This is a genomic window from Shewanella corallii, from assembly GCF_023349125.1.
GTDB lineage: Bacteria > Pseudomonadota > Gammaproteobacteria > Enterobacterales > Shewanellaceae > Shewanella > Shewanella corallii.
Genome location: NZ_JAKIKT010000001.1, coordinates 792,826 through 816,781 on the forward strand (window position 1 = coordinate 792,826; position 23,956 = coordinate 816,781).

A 23,956-nucleotide genomic window follows, 5' to 3' on the forward strand; every position below is an offset into this window, starting at 1 on the left:
GGAGCGACTTTAGTAAACTGTCGCCCCGTCCTAGTGCTTTCTTACAAGCACGAAATTTTCATATTCATTTTCTCAGGTTCAGCATGACTACTAGGTATATCTTCGTCACCGGCGGCGTGGTTTCGTCGTTGGGTAAAGGCATTGCAGCAGCTTCTCTGGCAGCCATTCTCGAGGCACGTGGCCTCAATGTTACCATTATGAAGCTGGATCCATACATCAACGTTGATCCAGGCACCATGAGCCCAATTCAACACGGTGAAGTATTTGTTACTGAGGACGGCGCAGAAACAGATCTGGACCTGGGTCACTATGAGCGTTTCATCCGTACCAAGATGAACCGCCGTAACAACTTCACTACCGGTCGTATCTACGAAGAAGTTCTGCGTAAAGAACGTCGTGGTGACTACCTGGGTGCAACCATTCAGGTGATCCCGCACATCACCAACGCCATTAAAGAGAAAGTTCTGGAAGGCGGTGAAGGTCATGACGTGGCTATCGTGGAAATCGGTGGCACAGTGGGTGATATCGAATCTCTGCCATTCCTGGAGTCTATCCGTCAGCTGGGTGTAGAACTGGGTCGCGATCGCACCATGTACATGCACCTGACTCTGGTTCCTTTCATTGGTCCAGCTCAGGAAGTTAAAACCAAGCCGACTCAGCACTCTGTAAAAGAGCTGCGTTCTATCGGTATTGCGCCTGATATCCTGGTTTGTCGTGGCGACCGTGCTATCCCTGCTTCTGAGCGCGCCAAGATCTCCCTGTTCTGTAACGTTGAAGAGCGTGCGGTTATCTCTCTGCGTGACGTAGACAGCATCTACAAGATCCCTGCGCTGTTGCGTTCACAGGGTCTGGATGAGCTGGTTGTTAAGCGTTTTGGCCTGAACTGCCCAGAAGCTGATCTGTCCGAGTGGGAACAGGTTATTTACCAGGAAGCCAACCCGAATGGCGAAGTGACCATTGGTATGGTGGGTAAGTACATCGAACTGCCTGATGCTTATAAGTCTGTTAACGAAGCGCTGAAGCATGCCGGTCTGAAGAACCGTGTTTCTGTGACTATCAAGTACATCGACTCTCAGACTGTTGAAGCCAAGGGTGATGAAGTTCTGGCTGGTCTGGACGGTATCCTGGTTCCTGGTGGTTTCGGTGAGCGTGGTGTGGAAGGTAAGATCCTGGCCGCCAAGTACGCTCGTGAAAACAATATCCCATACCTGGGTATCTGTCTGGGTATGCAGGTAGCACTGATTGAGTTCGCTCGTCATGTTGCCGGTCTGGCCGGTGCGCATTCCACTGAGTTTGACAAGAACTCTCCACACCCAGTTGTGGGCCTGATCACTGAATGGATCGACAAAGAAGGTAACGTTGAACAGCGTGATGACCTGTCTGATCTGGGCGGTACCATGCGTCTGGGCGCTCAGCTATGTCACCTGATTGAAGGTACCAAGGCTGCAGCTGCCTACGGTGGTGCATCTTGTATCGAGCGTCACCGTCACCGTTATGAAGTGAACAACAACTATGTTGAGCGTCTGGAGAAAGCCGGTCTGGTATTCAGCGGCCTGTCTACCGACCGCAAGCTGGTTGAGATGATTGAGCTGCCAAACCACCCATGGTTTGTGGCAGGTCAGTTCCATCCGGAATTCACCTCTACTCCTCGCGATGGTCACCCTCTGTTCGAAGGCTTTGTAGCCGCCGCCAGAGATTTCCAGAAAGGCGATGTAGAGTAAGACTTAAAACCGGACCCGGTTAGCGGGGCCGGTTTTTTTTTGCATTGGGACGTGCAAAAGTCATTGCGAACCACAGGGGCAATAGCTCATCATATTGCCCCGCATCAAATCGAGCAGTTTTCACAAATATCTGCGTTTTCATCAGCCTAAGTTCACGCCATCCAGGGTGGCAAAACCGGTTTTTCCCGGATTGAGCTCAGCGCAGACATTTGTGTGAATTTATTATTAGGACTAAGTCGAGGACATTATGGCTAAGATTGTTAATGTGATCGGTCGTGAGATCATGGACTCCCGCGGTAACCCAACCGTAGAAGCAGAAGTACACCTGGAAGGTGGTTTTATCGGTATGGCTGCTGCGCCATCCGGTGCCTCTACCGGTAGCCGTGAAGCGCTGGAATTGCGTGACGGCGGCAAGGCTCGTTACCTGGGTAAAGGCGTACTGAACGCTGTGACCAACGTAAACGGCCCTATCCGTGAAGCTCTGCTGGGTATGGATGCAACTGCTCAGGCGGATCTGGATAAAACCATGATCGACCTGGATGGCACTGAAAACAAAGACAAGCTGGGCGCCAACGCCATTCTGGCTGTGTCTCTGGCTGCCGCCAAAGCTGCTGCCGCTGCCAAAGGTATGCCACTGTACGCTCACATTGCTGAGCTGAATGGCACTCCTGGTCAGTACAGCATGCCACTGCCAATGATGAACATCCTCAACGGTGGCGAGCACGCCGACAACAACGTTGATATTCAGGAATTCATGATTCAGCCTGTGGGTGCCAAGAGCTTCCGCGAAGGTCTGCGTATGGGTGCTGAAATCTTCCACAACCTGAAGAAAGTACTGTCTGCCAAGGGCATGAGCACTTCCGTCGGTGACGAAGGTGGTTTCGCGCCGAACCTGGCCTCCAATGCTGATGCACTGGCTGTGATTAAAGAAGCCGTTGAAGCCGCTGGCTACAAGCTGGGTACTGATATCACTCTGGCTCTGGACTGTGCTGCGTCTGAGTTCTACAAAGACGGTAAGTATGACCTGTCCGGTGAAGGCAAGGTATTCACTGCTAACGAGTTCTCTGATTTCCTGAAGTCTCTGACTGAAGCGTATCCAATCGTTTCTATCGAAGACGGTCTGGATGAGTCTGACTGGGATGGCTGGGCATACCAGACTCAGATTATGGGCGACAAGATCCAGCTGGTTGGTGACGATCTGTTCGTAACCAATACCAAGATCCTGACCCGTGGTATCGAAAACAGCATCGCTAATTCCATTCTGATTAAGTTCAACCAGATCGGTTCTCTGACCGAAACTCTGGCTGCTATCCGTATGGCTAAAGAAGCGGGTTACACTGCCGTTATCTCTCACCGCTCAGGTGAAACCGAAGATGCCACCATTGCCGATTTGGCAGTAGGTACTGCAGCAGGCCAGATCAAGACAGGTTCTCTGTGCCGCAGCGACCGCGTAGCCAAGTACAACCAGCTGCTGCGTATCGAAGAGCAGTTGGGTGATAAAGCACCTTTCCGCGGTCTGAGCGAAGTTAAAGGTCAGTAATTTTACCGACTGTTGAAAAAGGCCACCCCAGGGTGGCCTTTTTTGTTGTACTATTTGGCTATTTTCTACTGATTGCCAACGAGTTTGATTATCAGGCCATGAAGCGCTTTTTGTTTGTACTTATTCTGCTGCTGGGAATGCTGCAATACCGACTCTGGATGGGCGAGAACAGCCTGCCCGAGTACTTTGCCCTGAAGGAGCAGATCCACAGTCAACTGGAAAGCAATGCCAGACTGATAGAGCGTAATCAGGTGCTGCGCGAAGAGATCAGCGACCTGCGACAGGGCACTGAAGCTCTGGAAGAAAGGGCCCGTAATGAGCTTGGCATGGTTAAGGAAGGCGAGACCTTCTACCGTGTTGTCGGCAGCGAACAATCCCCATCCCGAACTTTTGATTGATGACCCCTTCTCCAATGGATAAGCAACACACTCTGGCCATAGTTCCCGCTGCCGGTATCGGTGCACGTATGGGAGCTGGCTTTCCAAAACAATATCTGCAGCTGGGTGACCAGACCATTATCGGTCAGACACTGGATAGATTGCTGTCGCATCCCGGCATAGACGCCGTGGTGGTTGCCCTGCATCCGGATGATGTGTGGTTTACCAAACTGCCCCAGGCAACCCATGCCAAGATCCGAACTGTGATAGGTGGCAAAGAGCGGGCTGACTCGGTCCTGGCTGCCCTCGACAGTCTGACGGAATCTCAGGATGTATGGGCACTGGTACATGACGCCGCGCGTCCCTGTTTGCACCATGATGATATCGATACGCTGCTGGCTTCCCGCGATACCTTTCCTCAGGGAGCAATTCTGGCTATGCCGGTGCGGGATACCATGAAGCGCGCCAAGGCCAATGGTGAAATTGAGCAGACAGTGTGTCGCGATAACCTATGGCATGCGCTGACACCACAGATGTTCCCGGCTAAAGCCCTGGCTGACAATATCCGCAACGCTACTGCTGCAGGCGCTGTGGTAACCGATGAAGCGTCAGCGATGGAGTGGGCGGGTGTTCACCCCGGATTGGTGTCAGGACGTGCAGACAATATTAAAGTGACACATCCGGATGATCTGCCGCTGGCGGAACTCTTTATCCAGGCTCAGAGTCAATCCTCTGATGTCACTAAGCTTAAGACTGAGGAATCACAACAATGAAGATGCGTATTGGACATGGATTCGATGTTCATAAGTTCGGCGGCGAACTGCCGCTGATCCTGGGTGGCGTTGAGGTGCCTTATGACACAGGTCTGGTTGCTCACTCTGATGGTGACGTTGTTCTGCATGCGATCTCAGATGCTATCCTTGGCTCGGTTGCTCTGGGTGATATTGGCAAGCATTTCCCGGATACAGACCCTGAGTTTAAAGGGGCTGACAGTCGGGTGCTGCTGCGCCATTGCTATAAACTGGCACAGGAAAAAGGGTTTGAACTGGGCAATCTTGATGTGACCATCATAGCCCAGGCGCCAAAAATGCTGCCCCATATTCAGGCCATGCGTGAAGTGCTGGCCAGTGATCTGGCATCGGATATAGACCAGATAAATGTTAAAGCGACCACCACGGAAAAATTGGGTTTTACCGGTCGCAAAGAGGGGATCGCCGTTGAAGCCGTTGTGCTGATGACTGCGGTTGCCCGGTAATACAATAGCGATAAGTTGACATGATTGAATTGACATACCTGTACGGCAAGCCGGGCATTACCGCCGACTTGCGCACCCATAACGCTGATTTCCAGGTTCAGGAAATCCTGCCGTTTTTGCCGTCCGGGGAAGGCGAGCACCACCTGCTGCATATTCGTAAAGATGGCCTGAATACCGTTCAGGTGGCAAAAATGCTGGCTGAGTTTGCCAGGGTACACCCTAAAGAGGTGACCTATGCGGGTCAGAAAGACAAGAACGCCGTCACTGAGCAGTGGTTTGGCGTGCGTATTCCCGGTAAGGAAACACCGGACTGGCAGGCGATGAATAGCGAGTCTCTGACTGTACTGTCCAGTGCCCGTCACGCCAAGAAATTGCGTATTGGTGCACTGGCCGGTAACCGTTTCAAGCTGACGCTGCGCAATGTGTCAGATATGGCTGGCATGCAAGCACGTATCGAGCAGGTTAAGCAGGGCGTGCCCAACTATTTTGGTGAGCAGCGTTTTGGCCATGACGGTCGTAATCTGGATCAGGGTCGCAAGATGTTCGCTGGCCGTAAGGTTAAGGACAGAAACAAGCGCAGCATGTATCTGTCTGCCGTGCGCTCCAACCTGTTTAACTTGATCGCCTCAGAGCGACTGGCGCAGAAGGGAACGGGTGTACTCACCGGAGACTGTGTCATGCTGGCGGGGACGCGCTCTTTCTTTGTCGCTGAGCAGTGGGACGAGACCTTAACCCGTCGCCTGGCAGAGCGTGACATTCTGCTGTCTGCACCTTTGTGGGGACGGGGAGCCTTGCCATCTCAGGCGGAGGCTGCAGAATTTGAGCAGGCGGTTATCCGCAAGTATGAGTTGGCTGCCGATTGCGATGGTCTTGAAAAGGCGGGTCTGGAACAGGAGCGCCGTAATCTGCTGCTGTGTCCTGAGATGATGAAGTATGCGGTCTTGGATGACACCACTATCCAGCTGGAGTTTATGCTGCCTTCAGGCTGCTTTGCGACCTCAGTGCTGCGTGAGCTGTGTGAATATGAAGATGTCCAGGAGCGTCTGTTCCAGGAATATCTGGCGGCCAAACAGGCAGAACAAGCGGGACAGGAATGAAAATACTAATCAGCAATGACGACGGTGTTCACGCTCCGGGCATACGTGCCCTGGCAGACGAGCTGGCGTCAGTGGCCAAGGTGATGGTCGTCGCACCTGACCGTAATTGCTCCGGTGCCAGCAACTCGCTTACCTTGACCAATCCGTTGAGAATTAATAGGTTAGAAAACGGCTATATCTCGGTAAATGGTACGCCGACTGATTGTGTGCACTTGGCAATACGTGAACTTTACGAAGATGAGCCGAGTATAGTGGTGTCCGGTATCAATGCCGGCGCCAACCTAGGGGATGATACGCTTTACTCCGGGACAGTTGCTGCAGCCATGGAAGGGCGTTTTCTGGGGCTGCCGGCCATTGCTGTCTCACTGGTGGGCCGCAAATTGCAGCACTATGCAACAGCTGCCCATTATGCCTGTCGTATTGTAGAGGGGTTAAAGAACTCCCCTTTGGCTGCGGATCAGATACTCAATATCAATGTTCCGGATTTACCATTGCATGAGATCCAGGGAATTAAGATCACCCGACTGGGGGCCCGGCACAGAGCTGAGGGTATGGTCAGAACCCAGGATCCGGCAGGTCGCGAGATATTCTGGCTTGGCCCTCCGGGTGAAGAGCAGGATGCCGGTGAGGGTACAGATTTCGATGCCGTAGCCAATGGCTACGTATCAATTACGCCATTAACTGTTGATTTGACGGCCTATCGTCAGATTGCACAACTTCAGGACTGGATAGAACAAATATGAATGGCTTTGCCTCGATGACTGCTGCTCAAAACCTTGCCCGCAAACTGAGCGAGGTCGGTATTTGCGATCACCGGGTGTTGCAGGCCGTTGCTCAAACTCCCAGAGAGTTGTTTCTTGACGGTGCTTTGGCCCATAAAGCTTATGAGAACACGGCGCTGCCGATAGGTCAGGGACAGACCATTTCCCAGCCCTATATTGTCGCTCGCATGACGGAACTGGTGTTGCAGTCCAACCCCTCAAAGGTGTTGGAAATCGGTACTGGTTCAGGCTATCAGGCTGCGATTCTGGCGCGCCTTGTGCCTCAGCTCTGTACCGTTGAGCGCATCAAGAGTCTTCAGATTCAGGCTCGTCAGCGACTGAAGAGATTGGATTTGCATAATGTGTCTTTCAAGTATGGCGATGGTTGGCAAGGCTGGGCAAGCAAGGCTCCCTATGACGCCATTATTGTGACCGCCGCTGCAGCAAGCCTGCCGCCGGTATTAACCGAACAGTTGGCTGTGGGCGGACGTCTGATTATCCCCGTGGGTGAAGCACATCAAAATTTGTTGCAGATCACCCGAACTGAGACAGGCCTGCACCAGGAGATCATCGAAGCTGTGCGCTTCGTACCTCTGGTAAATGGTGAACTGGCATAATAATAACTACCGGAAAATGGCCTGGTGTTGATTCGACTGATTTTATTGACAGGAATATTGGTTTCGCTTGGAGGCTGCAGCTTTCAGGCCGGTCGTCCTGCGCCTGTAGAAAGCATCAGCTTCGAGTCCAGGCCGGTTCACCAGAAGGGATCTATCGACGGCACAAAATACCAGGTTAAGCGGGGTGACACCCTATATTCTATCGCCTGGGGTGCTGATAAGGACTTCCTTGAGGTGGCAAGAATCAATGGATTGAATAAGCCTTACACCATCTATCCGGGCCAATGGCTTACATTGACGTCAAGGTCAAAGTCGGTGAAAGCCCCGTCGCCAAAGCCCAAACCCCCTGTCAAGACTCAGGTGGCGTACAAATCACCCAAAAATACTAACCCTGTCAAATCTCATACGAAGGTTGGAGATCGCGTAAATACCGGTCAAAGCAGCGAAAAATCCCTTGCCAAGGAAAAATCACAAGCGTACGCTGTTACAAGTGCGCAACAATCTGTTAACCGTCGTGTCGTTCCCGAGGTGAGTTCACTACCCGATAAAGTGAATCGCTGGGTGTGGCCTGTACAGGGTAAGTTGATCGGCACTTTCTCTGCCAATGGGCAGGGAGATAAAGGAATTAAGATCGCCGGAGAGCGAGGGACAGTGATCAAATCCGCTGCTGAGGGAAGAGTCGTTTATGCAGGCAATGCTCTCAGAGGATATGGAAACCTGGTCATTATTAAGCACAGTGATGATTATCTGAGTGCATATGCCCACGCTGAAAAGATCTTGGTTAAAGAGAAGCAACTCGTCAGTGCCGGACAGGCGGTTGCGAAAATGGGAAGTACAGGGACCAATCGGGTCATGTTGCATTTTGAGATTCGATACCATGGTAAGTCTGTTAACCCTTTGAAATATTTGCCTAAGAGATAACTTTGTTAGGTTGCCAGTTTGGCATTGGAGGATAAAAACGTGCAGTAGTTTCTAGATAGTGTTACTAGGTTTGGGAGAGTAAATTATGAGCCGTAAAAAAAACACTGCTGTGGCAGACGAGCTTGTAGATTTATCAGTAGATCAACCCGATCCCCATCTTCAGGGTGCGGTCGATGACAAGGAGTCAGATACACTTAGCCCGGTTCAGGAAGCAGAACTGGAGCAGCAGGTTCAGGAAGACCTGCATAAAAATCTTGATGCCACTCAACTCTACCTGAGTGAGATCGGATTTTCCCCACTTCTCAGTGCAGAAGAAGAAGTTTACTTTTCACGTAAAGCTCTCAAAGGTTGCGAAAAATCCCGCAATCGTATGATCGAGAGTAACCTCAGACTGGTCGTTAAGATTGCCCGCCGTTACAACAATCGAGGGTTAGCGCTCCTTGATTTGATCGAAGAGGGTAACCTTGGTCTCATCCGTGCAGTAGAGAAGTTTGACCCTGAAAGAGGATTCCGTTTTTCAACTTATGCCACTTGGTGGATTCGTCAGACGATTGAACGGGCGATTATGAATCAAACCCGCACCATACGTTTGCCAATACATGTGGTGAAAGAGTTGAACGTCTATCTGCGTACCGCGAGGGAGCTGGCTCATAAGCTGGATCATGAACCTACTGCGGAAGAGATTGCAGAGAAACTGGATATCGACAGTGCAGATGTCAGCCGTATGCTGAAGCTGAATGAGAAGATTTCATCAGTGGATACCCCATTGGGTGGCGAGAACGACAAGGCATTACTCGATGTATTACCCGATGATGATCGTGTTGGACCTGACTTTAAGGTTCAGGATGAAGATATCTCCAATTCCATCGTTCGTTGGTTGAACGAACTCAATACCAAACAAAGAGAAGTGCTGGCGCGCAGGTTTGGTTTGCTGGGTTATGAACCATCGACTCTGGAAGATGTTGGAGCCGAAATCGGCCTGACCCGGGAACGGGTTCGTCAAATTCAGGTGGAAGCACTGAAGCGTCTGCGGGAGCTGTTGAGCTCTCAGGGACTCTCTGTTGAGGCGCTGTTCAGAAGCGAATAGCCTGTAACACGACGTTATAAACGCACCTTTGGGTGCGTTTTTTTATGCGTGCTCCAGTGATAAATCCGGTTGCAAGTCTCAGGACTGAACAATAAAACTAAAGTTGCAGAATTTTGTGCCGATAAGATTTCGCTTTGCATTGAAATTGTTTGGGGGGAAGCAAAGATGCGAAACGATAATCTGGCCAAAGAAGCCAACTACGGCACACTTGCCGACATGCCCGGGTATAACACCAGCTATGGACAGTCCCGGCCGTCGTCATATCCGGCAGGTGCCACAGAAGATATATATGGTGAGTTAAGCGCAACTCAGTGTTACCTGAATCAGATTGGACAGTCGCCCTTATTAAGTGCTGATGAGGAGGTTTACTTTGCCACCAAGTCGCGCAAAGGCTGCGTAAAGTCCCGTAATAGAATGATTGAAAGTAATCTGAGGCTGGTCGTTAACATCGCCCGTCGATACCGTAACCGTGGCCTGGCGCTGCTTGATTTGATTGAGGAAGGTAATCTGGGACTGATGCGGGCCGTGGAGGGGTTTGACCCTGACAAAGGCTTCAGATTCTCCACCTATGCCACCTGGTGGATCCGCCAGAATATTGAAAGGGCGATCATGAATCAGGGGCGAATGGTGCGCTTACCTGTCTATGCGGTGCAGAAACTCAATACCTGTCTCAAGCAGAAAAGGCAGTTGGAGAAGGACCTCGACCGTGAAATTTCAGAGCCAGAGCTGGCCAAAGAGCTTGAGATGGACACCCGGGAGGTTCGGCAGACTTTGAGTTTGCGCGAGAGTGTCGTTGGTCTGGATAAGCCTCAGGGAAGCGAAGGTGGGCAAAGTTTATCTGAGGTGTTGCCCAGCAGAGCCGGGGTAGAACCTCAGGCACATTGTTATCATGATGACCTTAGCAATGCCATGTCTGTGTGGGTATCAGAGCTGAATAACTCACAGCAGGAAGTATTGAACCGTCGGTTCGGTTTGCAGGGACACGAGCCCGGCACTCTTGAGCAGGTTGCCAAGGCGCTGAATATGACCCGGGAAAGAGTCAGGCAGGTTCAATTTGAAGCGCTGGGACGATTGAAGAATATGCTTGGACGTGAAGGCATGGACCTGAGGTTTCTGAGTGCTCAGGAATAAAAAAACGCACCTCAGGGTGCGTTTTTTATTATTCTGAATCAGACGTCTGCCAGCTTTTTCAGCTCGTAGATAAGGTCCAGAGCCTGGCGGGGTGACAGTTCATCCGGTTGCAGCTGTTTAAGGCGGGTAACAGCTGCTGACTCTTCCGGCTCGGCAAACATCAGCTGCTGTTGTGATGGGGCTGATGCCATATCCAGATTCTGTTCACGATTTTCCAGTTGCTTCAGCTTATGTTTGGCACTGCGGATAACCTGGGCAGGAACGCCTGCCAGCGCAGCGACCTGCAAACCATAACTCTTACTGGCAGCGCCTTCCTGTACGGCGTGCATAAAGGCGATGGTATCGCCATGCTCTACCGCATCCAGATGCACGTTGTGTACATGAGGAAGCGTCATCGGCATCTGAGTCAGCTCAAAGTAGTGGGTCGCAAACAGCGTCATAGCGGCAATGTTGCGTGCCAGATACTCAGCTGCTGACCAGGCCAGAGACAGACCATCATAGGTAGAAGTACCACGGCCAATCTCATCCATCAGCACCAGAGAGTGGGAGGTGGCGTTGTGCAGAATATTGGCTGTTTCAGTCATCTCCACCATAAAGGTCGAACGCCCGGATGCCAGGTCGTCCGAGGCACCTATGCGGGTAAAGATACGATCAACAGGACCGATTACCGCCCGCTGTGCCGGCACAAAGCTGCCTATGTGAGCCATTAGGGTGATCAGCGCAACCTGACGCATATAGGTAGATTTACCGCCCATATTGGGACCGGTCACAATCAACATACGGCGGGAAGCGTGCAGCTCTACCGGGTTGGCAATAAAGGGCTCGCTGCTGACCTGCTCAACCACAGGGTGGCGACCGCCTTCGATACCTATACCCGTTTCCTGGCACAGTTCAGGGCAGTGGTAGTCCAGCATATCGGCGCGCTCGGCGAAATTACTGATCACATCCAGCTCGGCAGCCGCCAACGCAAAGGTCTGCAGTTCATGCAGATGGGGCAGGATCAGGTCAAACAGCTCTTCCCACAACTGCTTTTCCAGTGCCAGCGCCTTGCCCTGGCTGGAGAGTACTTTCTCTTCATGCTCCTTCAGCTCTGGCGTAATGTAACGTTCAGTGTTCTTCAGCGTTTGTCGACGCTGATAATTCAGAGGCACAAGATCTGACTGGGCGCGGCTCACTTCGATGTAGTAACCATGGACCCGGTTATAGCCCACCTTAAGGGTATGAATACCTGTGCGGTCTTTTTCTCTGGCTTCCATCTCTTCCAGATAACCGGTGGCACCGTCACTCAGGCCGCGCCACTCATCCAGTTCGGCATTGTAGCCCTCGCGGATGACTCCGCCGTCACGGATGAGCACTGGCGGGTTATCTATGATGGCGCGTTCCAACAGTTCATACTGCTCAGGGAATTCCCCTAGCATGCCAGCCAGACGAACCAGATAATCGGACTGACAACCGCTCAACATGCTCTGCAGTTCAGGCAGCATGCCCAGTGCCTGACGCAAACGGGCGAAGTCGCGGGGGCGGGCACTGCGCAGTGCCAGACGGGCCATAATTCGCTCAACATCGCCGAGGGTCTTTAAAGAGTCGTGGATATCGGTATACAGACCGGACTCCAGCAGCTCTGTCACACCTGCCTGTCGGGCCTTGATCTGCTCATGGCTGCGCAGTGGTTGATGCAGCCAGCGTTGCAACATACGGCTACCCATAGGTGTCGCCGTTGCATCCAGTACCGAGGCCAGTGTGTTGTCGCGGCCGCCCCCAAGATTTATCGTCAGTTCAAGGTTTCTGCGGGTTGCCGCATCCAACACGATAGTGTCGCTTTGGTTAAAGCGAATAATGGAATTGATATGGGGCAGGGCTGTGCGCTGGGTGTCTTTTACATACTGCATCAGACAGCCGGCGGACTGGAGTGACAGTCGGGCGTCGGTAATACCGAAACCACGCAGATCTTTGGTACCAAATTGCTCCAGCAACAGGCGGATACAGGTGTCGTAATCGAACTCCCATTCAGGGCGACGACGCTTGCCCTTAATCTGGTTAATCAGCTGCATCTGGCTGAAGTCTTCGCTGTAGAGCAGTTCGGCCGGATTGGTACGCTGCAGCTCAGCTTCCAGCGCCTCAGTGGTATCCAACTCTGCAATGACAAAACGTCCGGAGGCGACGTCCAGAGTGGCGTAGCCATAACCCTGTTTACCTTCGTAAACCGCGGCCAGCAGGTTGTCCTGACGCTCTTGCAGCAGGGCTTCATCTGTCAGGGTTCCCGGGGTGACAATACGCACCACTTTACGCTCAACCGGACCTTTTGAGGTCGCCGGGTCACCAACCTGTTCACAGATGGCAACTGACTGCCCCTGCTGCACCAACTTGGCCAGGTAGCCCTCTACGGCATGGTAAGGAATACCTGCCATGGGAATAGGGTCGCCACCACTCTTGCCTCTGGCGGTTAATGAGATACCCAACAACTCAGATGCGTTTTTGGCATCGTCGTAAAAGAGTTCATAGAAATCTCCCATACGATAAAACAGCAACATATCTGAATGCTCTGCCTTCATCGTCAGATACTGACGCATCATTGGAGTGTGCTTTTCCAGGTCCAGGTTGTTGATTTCAGTCGTCATTAACGCGTTTATGCCTATATTGTGCCGTCGTGACTACGCCTGTATCTACATCTCCCATTGGAGGCTGACAGGCGAGTCCAGGCTTTGGTGTCATTCTTATTGGGGGCGATTTTAACAATAAACCCGGCGGATGTGTGGAGCAGTTTGAGATTTATCTGACGCCAATCAGCGAGAGCGGGAGGAGAGCAAAAATAATTTTATACAGCACTTGATACTGTATGATTGTACAGTATACTAATTTGCAAATGGTCATCCGGTGCGTGAGCTGGATTTTGAATTGGCTCCGGCTTCCTGAGTCAACTCAAAAGACACTGCTTCGGGTGTGATGAAACGAATATTAGCCATAGTGGTGGGTTAAACCACTGAGTGATTAAAGGATCTGTTAATGAACGAGAACAAACAGAAAGCGCTGTCAGCTGTGCTGGGCCAGATTGAAAAGCAGTTTGGTAAAGGCTCTATTATGAAGCTGGGTGATAACCGCACCATGGATGTGGAAACCATTTCTACCGGTTCTCTGTCATTGGACGTAGCGCTGGGTGCTGGTGGTCTGCCGCTGGGTCGTATTACTGAAATCTATGGTCCAGAATCATCCGGTAAAACCACTCTGACTCTGGAACTGATCGCAGCGGCTCAGCGTCAGGGTAAAACCTGTGCCTTTATCGATGCTGAACACGCACTGGACCCTGTATACGCCAAGAAACTGGGCGTAGATATCGACAACCTGCTGTGTTCTCAGCCAGATACCGGTGAACAGGCTCTGGAGATCTGTGATGCACTGGCCCGCAGTGGTGCAGTAGACGTTATTGTTGTTGACTCGGTTGCAGCGCTGACACCTAAGGCTGAAATTGAAGGTGAAATGGGTGACTCACACATGGGTCTGCAGGCGCGTATGCTGTCTCAGGCAATGCGTAAGCTGACCGGTAACCTGAAGCAGTCCAACTGTATGTGTATCTTCATCAACCAGATCCGTATGAAGATTGGTGTGATGTTTGGTAACCCTGAAACCACTACCGGTGGTAACGCCCTTAAGTTCTATGCCTCTGTTCGTTTGGATATCCGTCGTACCGGTGCCATCAAAGAGGGCGATGAAGTTGTGGGTAACGAAACCCGCGTGAAAGTGGTGAAGAACAAGATTGCAGCCCCATTCAAGCAGGCTGAATTCCAAATCCTTTATGGCCAGGGGATTAACCGCACCGGCGAACTGGTTGACCTGGGTGTTGCCCATAAACTGGTTGAGAAGTCTGGCGCCTGGTACAGCTACAAGGGTGACAAGATCGGTCAGGGTCGTGCCAACGCAGGTAGATACCTGGTTGAAAACCCACAGGTGGCTGCTGAAATTGACCAGCAACTGCGTGCCATGCTGCTGAGTAAAGGCGAAGCTGCACCAGCTGAAGGCAATGAAAACATCGATATGGAAACCGGTGAAGTATTCTGAGCCAGGAAGTAAAGCAAGCCGCGCTGGCAATTTTGGCGCGGCGGGATCACTCCAGAGCCGAGCTAAAATCAAAACTGCTCGGCAAAGGATTTGATTCTCCCGATGCAGATATAGCCATGGACTATTGTGAGTCCATGGGATATCTCGACGATGAAAGGTTTGCTGGACTGCTGATGCGCAGTCATATTGCCAAGGGCCACGGCCCGGCTCGTATAAAGCAGGCCTTTATCCAAAAGGGCGTACCCAGGGAGATCATGTCATCTGTGATTGATGGCAGCGATTGCGACTGGTACGAACTGGCAAAAGAGAAGGCCTGCCGCAAATATGGTGAGCCTGAAAAACTTGAGCATAAAGAAAAGGCCCGTCGTATCAGATACCTGATTGGCCAGGGCTTTAGTTATGACCAGGTAGCCTATGCGCTGGACTATGATCCCTATGTTGATGACTGAGTGGATAACTTAAGTCATCTCCGCCTGTTAATTCTCTCTCTTCCTCTATTCTTTTCCCTTGCTGCAGCAAATGTTAAACAAGGCTGGTTGTTGGCCTAATGTCTGCTTTATAATGCTGGGCATTTGTGGGCGAGTGTGTACACTTACTCATTTGCATTTTTCTAGATACCTATTCAGGAAGATTTCATGTACAAAACCACTGCAGAGCTGAGAAGCGCATTCTTGGCGTTCTTCGCCAAAAATGGTCATCAGGTTGTCGACAGCAGTTCGCTGGTTCCGGGCAATGATCCAACTTTGTTGTTCACCAACGCCGGTATGAACCAGTTTAAAGATGTGTTCCTGGGATTAGACAAGCGTAGCTACACCCGAGCGACCACTTCTCAGCGCTGCGTGCGCGCAGGTGGTAAGCATAATGATCTGGACAACGTAGGTTATACCGCGCGTCACCATACCTTCTTTGAAATGCTGGGTAACTTCAGCTTTGGCGACTATTTCAAGCATGACGCCATTCGCTTTGCATGGACCTTCCTGACTGAAGATCTGAAACTGCCAAAAGAGCGCCTGTGCGTCACTATTTATGAAACTGACGACGAAGCCTACAACATCTGGAAAGATGAAATTGGCGTTCCTGAAGATTGCATCATCCGCATTGGTGACAATAAAGGTGCACCTTATGCGTCTGACAACTTCTGGCAGATGGGTGACACAGGCCCTTGTGGTCCTTGTACCGAAATCTTCTACGATCACGGTGATCACATCTGGGGTGGTCGTCCAGGCACGCCTGAAGAAGATGGTGACCGTTTCATCGAGATCTGGAACATCGTATTTATGCAGTTCAACCGTCAGGCCGACGGTGCTATGGACCCGCTGCCAAAGCCTTCTGTGGATACAGGTATGGGCCTGGAGCGTATTGCCGCAATTCTGCAGGGCGTTCACTCCAACTATCAAATTGATATCTTCACCAAGCTGATCGCAAAAGCGGCTGAAACCATTGGTGTGGAAGATCTGAGCAACAACTCGCTGAAAGTGATTGCCGACCACATTCGTTCATGTGCCTTCCTGGTTGCCGATGGTGTGATGCCATCCAATGAGGGCCGTGGTTATGTACTGCGTCGTATTATCCGTCGTGCAGTACGTCACGGTAATAAGCTGGGTGCAACCGATACCTTTTTCTACAAACTGGTTCCGACTCTGATTGAAGTCATGGGTGATGCCGCCAAAGAGCTGAAAGCTTCTCAGGAGATTGTAGAGAAAGCGCTGAAAGCTGAAGAAGAGCAGTTTGCCCGTACTCTGGAGCGTGGCCTGGGTATGCTGGATCAGGCACTGGAAACCCTGAAGGGTGACACTCTGGATGGCGAAACCGTATTTAAGCTTTACGACACCTACGGCTTCCCAGTGGATTTGACCGCTGACGTTTGCCGCGAGCGAAATATCAATGTCGATGAAGCTGGTTTTGAGACCGCAATGGCTGAGCAGCGTCGTCGCGCCCAGGAAGCCGGTAAGTTTGGTACTGACTACAACGCAGTACTTAAAATTGATGGCGAAACTGAATTCAGTGGTTATGACAACCTGACCGGCAACAGCTCTGTTGTGGCTATCTATAAAGATGGCGAAGCGGTTGAAGTGATTCAGGCGGGTGACAAGGCGGTAGTCGTACTGGAAACCACACCGTTTTATGGTGAGTCCGGTGGCCAGGTAGGTGACAAAGGTCAGCTGCTGGCTGAAGGTATCGAGTTTGAAGTGACTGATACTCAGAAGTACGGTCAGGCGACCGGTCATCAGGGTGTACTGCACACTGGTGAGCTGAAAGTTGGCCAGTCTCTGATCACTGCCGTAGACAAGAAGCTGCGTCACCGCACTCAACTTAACCACTCTGTAACCCACCTGCTTCACGCTGCACTGCGTCAGGTTCTGGGTGCTCATGTGACTCAGAAAGGTTCTTTGGTTGACCCTGAGCGTCTGCGTTTTGACTTCTCCCATGTTGAAGCGGTTAAAAGTGCCGAACTGAAAGAGATTGAAGAGCTGGTTAACACGCAAATCCGTCGTAACCATGAGCTGAAAACAGAAGTGATGGATATCGATACCGCCAAAGAAAAAGGTGCCATGGCACTGTTTGGTGAGAAGTACGATAGCGATGTTCGCGTAGTCACCATGGGTGACTTCTCTATCGAACTGTGTGGTGGTACTCACGTAGGTCGTACCGGCGATATCGGCTTGTTCAAGATCACCTCTGAAGGTGGTATCGCAGCGGGTATCCGCCGTATTGAAGCGGTAACCGGTGCTGCAGCTATGGATTATGTAGCTCAGGAAGAGGCTGAACTGCGCGAAGCAGCAGGTCTGCTTAAAGCCGACGCCATGTCTCTGGTTGCCAAGCTGAAAGCTCAGCTGGACAAAGCTAAGCAGCTGGAAAAAGAAAATGCTCAGCTTAAAGACAAACTTGCAGCTGCTGCCAGTGCCGATCTGGCCGGTGACGCCGTAGAAGTTAATGGTGTGAAAGTACTGGTTAAGAAGCTGGAAGGCGTTGAGCCTGGTGCACTGCGTGGCTTACAGGATGAGCTGAAGCAGAAGCTAGGCAGTGGCGTTGTGGTACTGGGTATCGCAGGCGATGCCAAGGTTAACCTGATTGCCGGTGTGACCAAAGACCTGGTGGGTAAAGTCAAAGCCGGTGAGCTGGTTGCCATGGTAGCCGCTCAGGTCGGTGGTAAGGGCGGTGGTCGTCCAGATATGGCTCAGGCCGGTGGCAGTCAGCCAGAACATCTGGACAAAGCACTGTCTGACGTTATGCCTTGGCTGACCGAGCGTCTGTAAGAGGTCGTCAGTGCCAGAAGAGCAAAAGCTTAGCCAGTCTCTTTGTAAGAGTAAGCTTTACGTTAAAAAGTTTGGTGGCACTTCGGTGGGCTCAATCGAGCGCATCGAGGCGCTTGCCGAGCGTATAGCCAAGGCTTATCAGGCCGGTGAAAGGCAGGTGATTGTATGCTCCGCGATGGCGGGGGAGACCAATCGCCTGATCGCACTGGGCGGACAGGTCACTGCTTATGGTGATCCCCGTGAAATGGATATGCTTATCTCTACCGGTGAGCAGATCAGTATCGCCCTGATGGCCATGGCACTGCAAAAGCGTGGCATTCCAGCCCGATCCCTTACAGGTGATCAGGTACAAATCCATACCAACAGTCAGTTTGGCCGTGCAGCTATTGAACAGGTAGATACCGACTATCTGGAGCAATTGCTGGAGCAAGGCATTATCCCCGTCGTCGCAGGCTTTCAGGGACGTAACCCCAATGGGGATGTGACTACGCTGGGACGCGGCGGTTCAGACACCACGGCAGTGGCGCTGGCAGCGGCATTAAGTGCCGATGAGTGCCAGATTTTTACCGATGTTACCGGTGTATTCACCACAGACCCCAATCTGGAACCTGCTGCCAAACGTCTCGACAGTATCAGCTTCAGCTCAATGTTTGAGATGGCCCGCCTGGGTGCCAAGGTGCTGCACCCTGATTCTGTTGCTTACGCCGAAAGATATCGGGTACCACTGAGGGTGCTGTCCAGTTTTGAGAATGGCGAGGGCACTTTGATCTGTTTTGATGGTCAATATCATCAGGCAGGTAAAGTAGTCGGGATTGCCGTCAGTGCTGATTTGGCCATGGTCTCTTTCGATGAATTGGATGAATCCAGCGATAGATTGGCTGTTCTGTTCAAGCGCCTTGCCGAAATGGGAATTGAAACTGATCTGCTGAGCAAAACCCGTAGCAGTGCATCAACTGTCAGCTTTACTATTGCTCAATCCTGGTTGGAAAGAGTACTTGCCGAGCTGGACAGTGTTAGTCAAACTCTCAATATAGGTCCGGTTTACTTTGAACAGGATCTGGTCAGAGTCTCCCTGGTTGGGAACAATAATCTGGCTAAAACAGAGGTTGCTGCCAAGGTTTTCGATGTCTTGGGCAAACACGGAATACATGTTAAGTTGGTTTCTTCATCTGCAATAAAACTTGCATTGGTGATTCCGCAGAACCATCTAAGATCTGCAGTTTGCGCGCTACATCACGCTTTTGAGCTAAACGAGCTGTAAGTAAATAACCGATTTGGTAATGACTACTGTTAATTTGTACTATGCTGACCTTATAATAAGCATAAGTACCGGGTGTGTACCGAGTTATTGCTGAATTGGGAACTAAAGGAGCAAAAGAATGCTGATTTTGACTCGTCGTGTTGGTGAAACACTGATGATTGGTGACGAAGTCACCGTAACAGTGCTGGGTGTGAAAGGAAATCAAGTGCGTATCGGTGTAAATGCGCCGAAAGAAGTTTCTGTACACCGTGAAGAGATTTATCAGAGAATCCAATCTGAAAAATCTGGTTCAGGTAACGAGAGTGGCAATTTCTAATAGTTTTGACTATTGGTAATCAAGCGCAGTTGCCGCACTCATAATAAGAGAGTCAGTTGTCCACTGACTTTTTTATTGCCCAAAACCCTCGCATAAGCGGGGGTTTTTGTTTTAGTGCGGTTCTTTCTCAGTTGTTTTGCCACCTCACCAATTATTCCTCTCTGTAGCTCTGAACTATTGCCCTGAGCTGTTTCCTGAACTTTTGCCCGAACCGCAGCCTCCATCCACTCTGCTTACTCAATCCGGATATCACTTAGCCGTGATTGAATTCGTTTGCGACCCCAACTCCCTTCCATTTGACGGGATACCTAGCACATCTACTTAATATAGTGCTGCTGGTTATCTGCTGACGCTTAGGTTTTGCCCATCCATATAAGAGTTTGTCCTGGCTAAGCTGCTCGCTCCTGCCCAATACAGTCAGAGTACATCTGAAATTTTGCACTCAGGTGACACTCATTCAATTTGCCAAACCAGCTTAGCCGGCCAAATTGTCGTCAACTATATGAATGCTGCCATTTATTGCGCCTGATTTTGCCTCAGAGCTGCGAGGGCGACGTTAAGCTCTGATCGAAATAAAAGACCAGGAAGTGTGTAAAAACAGAGCGATAGGGGGCTTTATCAAGGCGGATTTGATGTATATCAGCGCAATTTGATTAAAATCAGCTCAAACGAATTTTCCTTTCCAAAAAGCGTTTGACTTATTTTCTTCAAACAGTAATATGTGCGCCAAGAAACACGGAGAGGTGGCCGAGTGGCCGAAGGCGCTCCCCTGCTAAGGGAGTATGGGCTTTATCTCCCATCGAGGGTTCGAATCCCTCCTTCTCCGCCATTTCTTACTAAAGCAAATAGATGTGCGCGTGTAGCTCAGCTGGATAGAGTACCTGGCTACGAACCAGGCGGTCGGAGGTTCGACTCCTTCCACGCGCACCAGCTTTTTGTTTTTTGCAGTACCGATACAATTCTATGCGCGTGTAGCTCAGCTGGATAGAGTACCTGGCTACGAACCAGGCGGTCGGAGGTTCGACTCCTTCCACGCGCACCATCTGCTTTAACGCCTTATCGCTTTATCGCTTTATTAAATTGTACCGACTTTTTTGATCCGCGCATGTAGCTCAGCTGGATAGAGTACCTGGCTACGAACCAGGCGGTCGGAGGTTCGACTCCTTCCATGCGCGCCAAAAAAAGTACTGCTGTTTTTCTTTGAACTGCGCGTGTAGCTCAGCTGGATAGAGTACCTGGCTACGAACCAGGCGGTCGGAGGTTCGACTCCTTCCACGCGCACCAAGAAAAACCTGTTATATTATTTTGAACTGCGCGTGTAGCTCAGCTGGATAGAGTACCTGGCTACGAACCAGGCGGTCGGAGGTTCGACTCCTTCCACGCGCACCAAAATAACGATAGACTAGATTTAAAAGCGCGTGTAGCTCAGCTGGATAGAGTACCTGGCTACGAACCAGGCGGTCGGAGGTTCGACTCCTTCCACGCGCACCATTTTAAGTCGGAGAGGTGGCCGAGTGGCCGAAGGCGCTCCCCTGCTAAGGGAGTATGGGCTTTATCTCCCATCGAGGGTTCGAATCCCTCCTTCTCCGCCATTTATTTCAAAGATACCGCGCGTGTAGCTCAGCTGGATAGAGTACCTGGCTACGAACCAGGCGGTCGGAGGTTCGACTCCTTCCACGCGCACCATCTTTCTTTGAAATCAATGAACAAAAAGCGCATGTAGCTCAGCTGGATAGAGTACCTGGCTACGAACCAGGCGGTCGGAGGTTCGACTCCTTCCATGCGCACCATATTGAAAAGCCACGGACGTCAAACTCCGGGGCTTTTTCATTTCCGTTATCCTGCTGTATTTACCCTTTGTCATTTCCTTTATCGGATCCAGGAGTCTCTCTGGCCTGTTCCGTCATCCCTTCGTTTATCGCCCTACTGCAGTATCCTTTACCTGGACCTTTGATCCCCACGAGTAAAAGCAGTAATCGGCAACTCCCGCTGATGCTCCTTTGAATGGCGGCTCCCCTTCCTGTTTGATTCATCCAGGGCTGGATTGTCGACAAATGCTCCAAATGGTAGATGTCGGCAGACACCTATTAGATATTCTTGATATGCATAACTAGTCAGTTATTAGCGTGTGTATCGGCCAGATCTCATTTTGGCTTCTTACAAAAGCAGAGGCTTAAAATGCTAATTTAACACTTTCTGAATTGAGTGTTTTCTACAATATTGGCTTTGTTGTTGATGAAATCTTAAAAATTGCGGCTCAATATTTTTATTTTCTCTGTTAGCAAGGTTTGATTTTACCAATATTGGTCAGACCAATTTACAATGGATTGGCTTTCTTGTTATAGATTGGTTATGGTCGTTAGCGGTTTTGTGATCATATTTATGCGATAACCGTTTTTCGCTTCAGATTGTGCCGGGTTGAATGGAGTACTTGAGTTCCCGGCGACAGAGTATGCGCAGTGATTGAATATCATAAGAGGACAAGATGGAAACCATTACTGAATCCTTGACGGTAGCGTTTGGCATTATGGCTATGGGGATGGTCATGGTGTTTGTATTTTTGGGAATTCTGATTGCCGGAGTCAATTTTGTGGCCTCCCGATATGGTCCCAAACCTGCTCTGGACATTGGGGAGCCTCAACCAGACTCGGCGCACGCCAATGTCGATCCCAAAGTATTGGCAGCTATCACTGCTGCTATCCATCAGTACCGTACCAAAGCCTGAATCCGATAACGGGCAAAGATATAACAAAGGGAGATAATTATGAGCCGAGCCTTAGCATTGACAGATGTTGCGCTCCGGGACGCCCATCAATCCATTCTGGCGACCCGACTTCGAATTGAAGATATGCTGCCCATTGCAGCCAAGCTGGATAAAGTTGGGTATTGGTCGCTGGAATCCTGGGGCGGCGCCACATTCGATGCCTGCATCCGCTACCTTGGGGAAGATCCCTGGGAGCGCATCCGTTTGCTGAAGCAAGCCATGCCAAATACTCCCCAACAGATGTTACTGCGTGGTCAGAACCTGTTGGGCTATCGTCATTATGCTGATGATGTTGTGACCCGGTTTGTCGAGCGTGCGAAAACCAATGGGGTTGATGTCTTCCGAATCTTCGATGCCATGAACGATGTGCGTAACCTGGAAACGGCTATCAAAGCAGTTAAAGCGGTGGAAGGCCATGCTCAGGGTACTATCTCCTATACAACCAGCCCGGTTCATACTCTGGATAACTGGGTAGATATGGCCAAGCGTCTTGAAGATATGGGTTGTGACTCTATCTGTATTAAGGATATGGCCGGTCTGCTGAAGCCCATGGAGGCCTATGAGCTGATCTCCCGTCTCAAGCAACAAACTGATCTTGTGGTTGCTATGCACTGCCATGCCACCACAGGGTTGAGTACCGCCACTTACCAAAAGGCTATTGAAGCCGGTATTGATGTGCTGGATACTGCTATCTCATCAATGAGCCAGACCTATGGTCATACGGCCACAGAAACCGTGGTTGCCATGGCAGAAGGTACCGAGCGTGATACAGGTTATGACCTGGGCGCCCTGGAAGACATTGCGGCCTATTTCCGTGAAGTGCGTAAGAAGTACGCTAAGTTCGAAGGCTCACTCAAGGGCATCGATTCCCGCATTCTCAAGGCTCAGGTGCCTGGCGGCATGCTGACCAATATGGAGAACCAGCTCAGAGAGCAGGGCGCGACCGATAAGCTGGATCTGGTATTGGAAGAGATCCCGCGGGTGCGTGAGGATTTGGGCTTCCTGCCACTGGTTACCCCAACGTCGCAAATTGTTGGCACTCAGGCAGTGATTAATGTGCTGACCGGCGAGCGTTACAAGTCGATGACCAAGGAAACCGAAGGTGTTCTCAAGGGCGAATATGGCGCCACGCCTGCTGCCGTGAATACCGAGCTTCAGGCTCGTGTGCTGAAGGGCGGCGAAGCGATCACCTGTCGTCCTGCTGATCTGCTGGCACCTGAATTTGATAAGCTGAAAGCCGAGTTGAGTGGTAAAGCCGGCAGTGAAGGCATCCAGCTGGCTCAGGCGGAAGGTCTGGATGACGATGTACTCACCTATGCTCTGTTCCCGCAAATTGGTCTGCAATTCCTGAAAAACCGCGGCAACCCTGATGCCTTTGAACCCGCTCCGGGCAATGAGCCTGAGCCGGTAGTTTCTGCGCCAGCCAAGTCTGCTGAGGCAGGTGAGACTTACACTGTCAACGTTCAGGGCCAGGCCTATGTGGTCCAGGTGACCCCGGGGGGGGATATCACTCAGGTCGCTCCGGTCGCTGCTCCCGCGCCGGCTGCTTCTGCTCCTGCGGTACAGGTTGCCGGTGGCGCAGTAAAGTCTGAAATGAGCGCACCTCTGTCCGGCAACATCTTCAAAGTGAATGTGGCACCGGGAGATACGGTGAAAGAGGGAGATGTTGTTATCATCCTGGAAGCCATGAAGATGGAAACTGAAGTGCGCGCCATTTGTGACGGTGTGATCGCCAAGCTGTTTGTTAAAGAGGGTGACAGCGTCAACGTTGGCTCTCAGTTGCTGGCACTGAGTTAAG

20 protein-coding genes and 10 tRNA genes are annotated in these 23,956 nt (G+C 51.1%); 28 read left to right on the top strand and 2 right to left on the bottom strand.

From position 1 onward, the window contains the following. Positions 1-83 precede the first annotated feature (83 nt). From pyrG to L2725_RS03505, 11 genes are all read left to right on the top strand, one after another. Positions 84-1,721, top strand: a complete 1,638-nt coding sequence (gene pyrG, locus L2725_RS03455; RefSeq protein WP_248934457.1) for a CTP synthase — start codon at positions 84-86, stop codon at positions 1,719-1,721. 247 nt (positions 1,722-1,968) lie between these two features. Further along, positions 1,969-3,261 (top strand): phosphopyruvate hydratase, encoded by a 1,293-nt coding sequence (gene eno, locus L2725_RS03460; protein WP_249247663.1) that lies wholly within the window; start codon positions 1,969-1,971, stop codon positions 3,259-3,261. 98 nt (positions 3,262-3,359) lie between these two features. Beyond that, complete coding sequence (ftsB, locus tag L2725_RS03465) at positions 3,360-3,659, top strand: cell division protein FtsB (protein ID WP_248934766.1); 300 nt, start codon at positions 3,360-3,362, stop codon at positions 3,657-3,659. A 14-nt stretch (positions 3,660-3,673) separates the two neighbouring features. Continuing rightward, entirely contained in the window at positions 3,674-4,411 is a 738-nt protein-coding gene (gene ispD, locus L2725_RS03470) for a 2-C-methyl-D-erythritol 4-phosphate cytidylyltransferase (RefSeq protein ID WP_428985255.1), read from the top strand. Beyond that, positions 4,408-4,893 carry a 2-C-methyl-D-erythritol 2,4-cyclodiphosphate synthase gene (ispF, locus tag L2725_RS03475; protein ID WP_249247665.1) on the top strand — a complete coding sequence of 162 codons (486 nt, stop codon included), beginning with the start codon at positions 4,408-4,410 and terminating at the stop codon, positions 4,891-4,893. The genes ispD and ispF overlap by 4 nt, the downstream gene beginning before the upstream one ends. A 20-nt stretch (positions 4,894-4,913) precedes the next feature. Further along, entirely contained in the window at positions 4,914-5,990 is a 1,077-nt protein-coding gene (gene truD, locus L2725_RS03480) for a tRNA pseudouridine(13) synthase TruD (RefSeq protein ID WP_249247666.1), read from the top strand. Beyond that, on the top strand, positions 5,987-6,733 hold the full coding sequence (surE, locus tag L2725_RS03485; protein ID WP_249247667.1) for a 5'/3'-nucleotidase SurE: 747 nt from the start codon (positions 5,987-5,989) through the stop codon (positions 6,731-6,733). The genes truD and surE overlap by 4 nt, the downstream gene beginning before the upstream one ends. Further along, positions 6,730-7,368 carry a protein-L-isoaspartate(D-aspartate) O-methyltransferase gene (locus L2725_RS03490; protein WP_115135318.1) on the top strand — a complete coding sequence of 213 codons (639 nt, stop codon included), beginning with the start codon at positions 6,730-6,732 and terminating at the stop codon, positions 7,366-7,368. The genes surE and L2725_RS03490 overlap by 4 nt, the downstream gene beginning before the upstream one ends. A gap of 30 nt (positions 7,369-7,398) precedes the next feature. Beyond that, a complete protein-coding gene (locus L2725_RS03495) occupies positions 7,399-8,289 on the top strand; it encodes a peptidoglycan DD-metalloendopeptidase family protein (protein ID WP_428985267.1) in 891 nt (296 codons plus the stop codon). 85 nt (positions 8,290-8,374) lie between these two features. After that, positions 8,375-9,376 (top strand): RNA polymerase sigma factor RpoS, encoded by a 1,002-nt coding sequence (rpoS, locus tag L2725_RS03500; RefSeq protein ID WP_115135316.1) that lies wholly within the window; start codon positions 8,375-8,377, stop codon positions 9,374-9,376. Positions 9,377-9,541: 165 nt separating this feature from the next. Continuing rightward, on the top strand, positions 9,542-10,507 hold the full coding sequence (locus tag L2725_RS03505) for a sigma-70 family RNA polymerase sigma factor (protein WP_249247668.1): 966 nt from the start codon (positions 9,542-9,544) through the stop codon (positions 10,505-10,507). 38 nt (positions 10,508-10,545) lie between these two features. Here L2725_RS03505 and mutS read toward each other — a convergent pair whose 3' ends face one another. Next, positions 10,546-13,125 carry a DNA mismatch repair protein MutS gene (gene mutS, locus L2725_RS03510; protein WP_249247669.1) on the bottom strand — a complete coding sequence of 860 codons (2,580 nt, stop codon included), beginning with the start codon at positions 13,123-13,125 and terminating at the stop codon, positions 10,546-10,548. Between the two features lie 385 nt (positions 13,126-13,510). Here mutS and recA point away from each other — a divergent pair, with 385 nt between their 5' ends. The 5 genes from recA (at position 13,511) to csrA (ending at position 19,394) form a co-directional block, all read left to right on the top strand. Next, positions 13,511-14,560, top strand: coding sequence for a recombinase RecA (gene recA, locus L2725_RS03515; protein WP_380712683.1), 1,050 nt, complete (start codon positions 13,511-13,513; stop codon positions 14,558-14,560). Between the two features lie 23 nt (positions 14,561-14,583). Next, entirely contained in the window at positions 14,584-15,009 is a 426-nt protein-coding gene (locus L2725_RS03520) for a regulatory protein RecX (protein ID WP_428985268.1), read from the top strand. A gap of 186 nt (positions 15,010-15,195) precedes the next feature. Continuing rightward, positions 15,196-17,817, top strand: coding sequence for an alanine--tRNA ligase (alaS, locus tag L2725_RS03525; RefSeq protein ID WP_249247670.1), 2,622 nt, complete (start codon positions 15,196-15,198; stop codon positions 17,815-17,817). Positions 17,818-17,827: 10 nt separating this feature from the next. Then, complete coding sequence (locus L2725_RS03530) at positions 17,828-19,078, top strand: aspartate kinase (protein ID WP_249247671.1); 1,251 nt, start codon at positions 17,828-17,830, stop codon at positions 19,076-19,078. 118 nt (positions 19,079-19,196) lie between these two features. Then, the gene (gene csrA / locus L2725_RS03535) at positions 19,197-19,394 is read left to right on the top strand and encodes a carbon storage regulator CsrA (RefSeq protein ID WP_115135310.1); all 198 of its coding nucleotides are present in this window, start codon (positions 19,197-19,199) and stop codon (positions 19,392-19,394) included. Between the two features lie 38 nt (positions 19,395-19,432). Here csrA and L2725_RS03540 read toward each other — a convergent pair whose 3' ends face one another. Continuing rightward, positions 19,433-19,618, bottom strand: a complete 186-nt coding sequence (locus L2725_RS03540) for a hypothetical protein (protein WP_249247672.1) — start codon at positions 19,616-19,618, stop codon at positions 19,433-19,435. 513 nt (positions 19,619-20,131) lie between these two features. On the opposite strand from L2725_RS03540, the gene L2725_RS03545 reads away from it, so the two are divergent. The 12 genes from L2725_RS03545 to oadA all read left to right on the top strand — a co-directional run bounded on the left by L2725_RS03545 (position 20,132) and on the right by oadA (position 23,955). Then, a tRNA-Ser gene (locus tag L2725_RS03545) sits at positions 20,132-20,223 on the top strand. 24 nt (positions 20,224-20,247) lie between these two features. Further along, positions 20,248-20,324 (top strand) — tRNA-Arg (locus L2725_RS03550). A 35-nt stretch (positions 20,325-20,359) separates the two neighbouring features. Beyond that, positions 20,360-20,436, top strand: a tRNA-Arg gene (locus tag L2725_RS03555). Between the two features lie 59 nt (positions 20,437-20,495). Then, a tRNA-Arg gene (locus L2725_RS03560) sits at positions 20,496-20,572 on the top strand. Positions 20,573-20,601: 29 nt separating this feature from the next. Next, a tRNA-Arg gene (locus L2725_RS03565) sits at positions 20,602-20,678 on the top strand. 28 nt (positions 20,679-20,706) lie between these two features. Then, positions 20,707-20,783, top strand: a tRNA-Arg gene (locus L2725_RS03570). Positions 20,784-20,808: 25 nt separating this feature from the next. Further along, positions 20,809-20,885, top strand: a tRNA-Arg gene (locus L2725_RS03575). A 9-nt stretch (positions 20,886-20,894) separates the two neighbouring features. Continuing rightward, positions 20,895-20,986: transfer RNA gene (locus L2725_RS03580), tRNA-Ser, on the top strand. Positions 20,987-21,003: 17 nt separating this feature from the next. Then, a tRNA-Arg gene (locus L2725_RS03585) sits at positions 21,004-21,080 on the top strand. Between the two features lie 27 nt (positions 21,081-21,107). Next, positions 21,108-21,184 (top strand) — tRNA-Arg (locus tag L2725_RS03590). A 695-nt stretch (positions 21,185-21,879) separates the two neighbouring features. After that, positions 21,880-22,119 carry an OadG family protein gene (locus L2725_RS03595; protein WP_249247673.1) on the top strand — a complete coding sequence of 80 codons (240 nt, stop codon included), beginning with the start codon at positions 21,880-21,882 and terminating at the stop codon, positions 22,117-22,119. 39 nt (positions 22,120-22,158) lie between these two features. Next, a complete protein-coding gene (gene oadA, locus L2725_RS03600) occupies positions 22,159-23,955 on the top strand; it encodes a sodium-extruding oxaloacetate decarboxylase subunit alpha (RefSeq protein WP_249247674.1) in 1,797 nt (598 codons plus the stop codon). Position 23,956: the final 1 nt, after the last annotated feature.